4 protein-coding genes are annotated in these 3347 nt (G+C 58.5%); 2 read left to right on the forward strand and 2 right to left on the reverse strand.

The genetic code is table 11. The features are described from left to right. On the forward strand, positions 1 to 478 hold a 478-nt coding region (locus tag NW818_RS13260; protein WP_414424819.1), incomplete at its 5' end, for a molybdenum cofactor biosynthesis protein MoaE. 6 nt (positions 479 to 484) lie between these two features. On the opposite strand, the gene NW818_RS13265 is transcribed toward NW818_RS13260, so the two are convergent. Both NW818_RS13265 and NW818_RS13270 read right to left on the reverse strand, forming a co-directional pair. Continuing rightward, positions 485 to 1417 (reverse strand): bifunctional riboflavin kinase/FAD synthetase, encoded by a 933-nt coding sequence (locus NW818_RS13265; RefSeq protein WP_414416134.1) that lies wholly within the window; start codon positions 1415 to 1417, stop codon positions 485 to 487. A gap of 33 nt (positions 1418 to 1450) precedes the next feature. Next, entirely contained in the window at positions 1451 to 1936 is a 486-nt protein-coding gene (locus NW818_RS13270; RefSeq protein ID WP_011433781.1) for a CGLD27 family protein, read from the reverse strand. 178 nt (positions 1937 to 2114) lie between these two features. On the opposite strand from NW818_RS13270, the gene NW818_RS13275 reads away from it, so the two are divergent. Then, a complete protein-coding gene (locus tag NW818_RS13275; protein WP_414424820.1) occupies positions 2115 to 3134 on the forward strand; it encodes an FHA domain-containing protein in 1020 nt (339 codons plus the stop codon). Positions 3135 to 3347 lie beyond the last annotated feature (213 nt).

A 3347-nucleotide genomic window follows, 5' to 3' on the forward strand; every position in this document is an offset into this window, starting at 1 on the left:
CTTATTATTGACTAGAGTCATGCTCCTGACCGTCCTGAAGACTTCCTTCCAGATCACCCTGGCTCCCCTGTTCATCGACCGTGTCCACCAAGAGGCCTCCCATCCGGGCAATGGAGCTGTGGTGGTGATGAGCGGCACTGTTCGAGACAACACCAATGGCCGCCCTGTCGATTACCTGGAATACCAAGCCTACGAGCCCATGGCTCTGAAGGTCTTCGCCGATATTGCCCGACAAATTCAGCAGCGCTGGCCAGATGCCAACAGTGTGGTCATCCACCACCGCATCGGCAAGCTGCGCATTGGCGAGATCAGCGTCTTGGTGGCGGTGGGCACCCCTCATCGGGCCGAAGGGTTTGCTGCCTGCCAATTTGCCATCGACACCCTCAAGCACAACGCCCCCATCTGGAAAAAAGAATACTGGCGAGATGGCACCAGCGCCTGGGTGAGCCTTGGCGCTTGCGAGCTCTCTTCGGCATAGATCCCCCTACACCATACCCACTTGCTCAGCCAAACCCAATTGCTGGCGGGCTGTTTGGCAATCTTGCTGAATTTGCTGAATCAAATCTGCCACCGTGGGAAATCTCCGCTCTGGGCGGATAAAGCCCCGTAGCGCCACCCGCACCTCTTGCCCGTAGAGATCTCCTGTCCAATCCAGCAGATGCACCTCGACGGTGTGCTGTAAACCGGCAAACGTGGGCCGATGGCCAATGTTCATCACCCCAGGTAGAGCTGCCGCAGCAGCAGGCACATCCACCCAAACGCTGTACACCCCATCGCGGGGCAAAAACTTCTCCGGAGGCAAGCGGAGGTTGGCGGTGGGAAAGCCCAGTTGTCGGCCCCGCTGATCCCCTTGCACCACCTCTCCCATCAGACGATAGGGGCGACCCAAGAGCGCTTCGGCAGTGGACACCTCCCCGGTCGCCAGGGCAGCTCGAATGCGAGAGCTGCTCACCCGTTCCCCGTTGAGTTTCGTCTCCGGGATCACCTCCACCGGAATGCAGCGCTCGGATCCCCAAGCCTGGAGCGTTTGGGCGTTGCCGGAGCGACGGTGACCAAAGCAAAAATCCCAACCGACGCTGAGATGGCGAACGCGCAGGCCCTGTTCAAGTACCGTTTGGATAAACTCTTGGGGGGGCTGGCAGGCAAATGCAGGGGTGAAGGGGAGCAGTACCACCTGCTCAAAGCCCATTTGCGCCAACAGATCCAGCTTTTCGGCAGGGGGAGTGAGCAACAGCTGAGGCCGCCTCGTCAAGACTTCCTGGGGATGGGGATGAAAGGTGAGGACAGTACGTACCCCCTGAAGAGAATCTCGAATCGGCTGCAGCACCTTCTGATGGCCCAGATGCAAGCCATCGAAGTTCCCGATGGCCACAGCGGTGGGTCGCAAGGTTTGAGCCAGATCAGAAGTGATGTGCACTGTCCGGGATCCTAAAAACAGCCAACCAACTGCCTACCCCAGAGGCCACAGCAGGGCCACCAACCCACTCAAGCCCACTACGCCCCACAAGCTCCGTCGCAGGCGCTGCAACACAGGATCAATCTGATACCTGACAATCAGCCGATGCTGAGCCAGCTCCTCTTCTGACTTGGCATACATCGCCCCATCGTACCAGCCACTTTCTTCATAGGGAATCTGGGCTTGTACCAAGCGCCGCCGCACATAAGCCCATCCCAAGTAGAGATGGAGCAACACCAGGCCGAGCAAGACATTGGCCCCCAGCACCGACCCAGAGACAAAGTGGCCCCAATCTCCGGCAAAGCTGCTCCAAACCAGCGGGGAAACCGCCAGCACAACAGCTCCCCAAACCCCAAAGATTCGTTTTAAGTAAGGGATCCACCCCAAAGCAGGCCAGGAAAAAGGAAAGGCTTCCCTCAGCTCTGCATATTGCCGGAGCGGCTGTTGCTCAGCGGGAATGGGATGGGAGGGATCCAGCATAGACCTTAACGTATCTACACAAAATGATATCGGTCGGGTTGGCCCCCCGCCAAGCCTATCCTCAGACCTCCATCTCCCAGCAGAGGCGGCTCAGAAATCGAGCCCGGATACCCCCCATCAACCGAAGGCAAGCGGGGTATCGTATTAAAGTGTGGTCGCGTCTAGAATTCATCTCATCATGAGCGTCACGAGCGAATCTGCCGCCACCGCCGCACCCTACGTGATCTTAAAAGAGCCGGATGGCAGCCAAAGAAAACACGTTCTCTCGGGAGCGACCGCTTGGACCCTAGGCCGCGATGAAGACAACGCCATCGTCTTGAGCGATCCCAGCGTTTCCCGCCAACATGCCCTGCTGCAATACCTCGACAACAACAGCATCTATCTCATCGATCTGGGCAGCCGCAACGGCTCGTTTGTCAACAATCGCCGCGTCAGCATTCCCACCCTGCTGCAGGATGGGGATCACCTCACCCTTGGACAATCCCAGCTGGAGTTCCACAGCGGATCCCTGGCCAGCTCGGAACCCAGCCCTGCGGCCAAACCTTCGGACACCCTGGTTTTACAAACCCGCTGGCTGATCTCGGTGGCGGTGGTGGATGTGCGAGGTTACGGACAACTGACTCAACAACTGGACGAGCGCCTGCTTTCCCAGGTGATGGGCGATTGGTTCCGGCGGGGTGGGGATATCATTCAGCAGTACGGGGGCAGCGTTGATAAATACATTGGCGATGCGATTATGGCCGTTTGGTTCCATGTGCCCCAGGCCAACACCGCTCCCCTGGGAGGAGTTGAAGCGCCGGGAATTCACCTCGATGTGAAGTCGGTTTTGCAGGCCATAGCGAAGCTGTTTCAAATGACCGAGCAGCTGAACGGTGAGTTTCCGCTGCCTTCTCCCATTCGTCTGGGGGCAGGGGTCAACACAGGCTCGGCAATCGTGCGCCAGGTGGGCAACAACACCCGCCAAGAATATACGGCTCTGGGAGATACGGTGAATTTGGCCTTTCGCATCGAGAGCGCTACCCGCACCCTCAACGCCGACCTGGCGATCAGCCAGGACACCTATACCTGCTTGGCCAAACAGCTGGGGCAGGCAGCCGCCTGCTTCTCCCATCAGGCTGTGGAGCTGAAGGGGTATGCCCACCGCCATCAGGTGTACTACTGCGATGTGCGGTCTTTGCAAGCCGTTCTCAGCCCCTAGACTTGGATCCGACTACCCGGAGATGTCTTGCCGCTGTCTGCTGTCTGACAGAGCAAGGTGGGGGATCCCGCTGTTCTTCCAGAACCTCCTGCTGCTCCTGGAGCCGATAGGATCCCATTTCGATTGCACGAGAGCCCGGCCCATGAGTGTGGTGAATCGCCCCGAGGTGGTGGCAGAGCTAACCGAACTGATACATTCACGCTGAACTCTCCT

Origin of the sequence: Synechococcus sp. R6-5, assembly GCF_047461775.1 — a bacterium.
Taxonomy (GTDB): Bacteria; Cyanobacteriota; Cyanobacteriia; order Thermostichales; family Thermostichaceae; genus Thermostichus.

Excerpts from the sequence above, each read along its gene's own strand:
- NW818_RS13270 (WP_011433781.1), bottom strand. The coding sequence starts at position 1,936 with ATGCTGGATCCCTCCCATCCCATTCCCGCTGAGCAACAGCCGCTCCGG.
- NW818_RS13275 (WP_414424820.1), top strand. The coding sequence starts at position 2,115 with ATGAGCGTCACGAGCGAATCTGCCGCCACCGCCGCACCCTACGTGATC.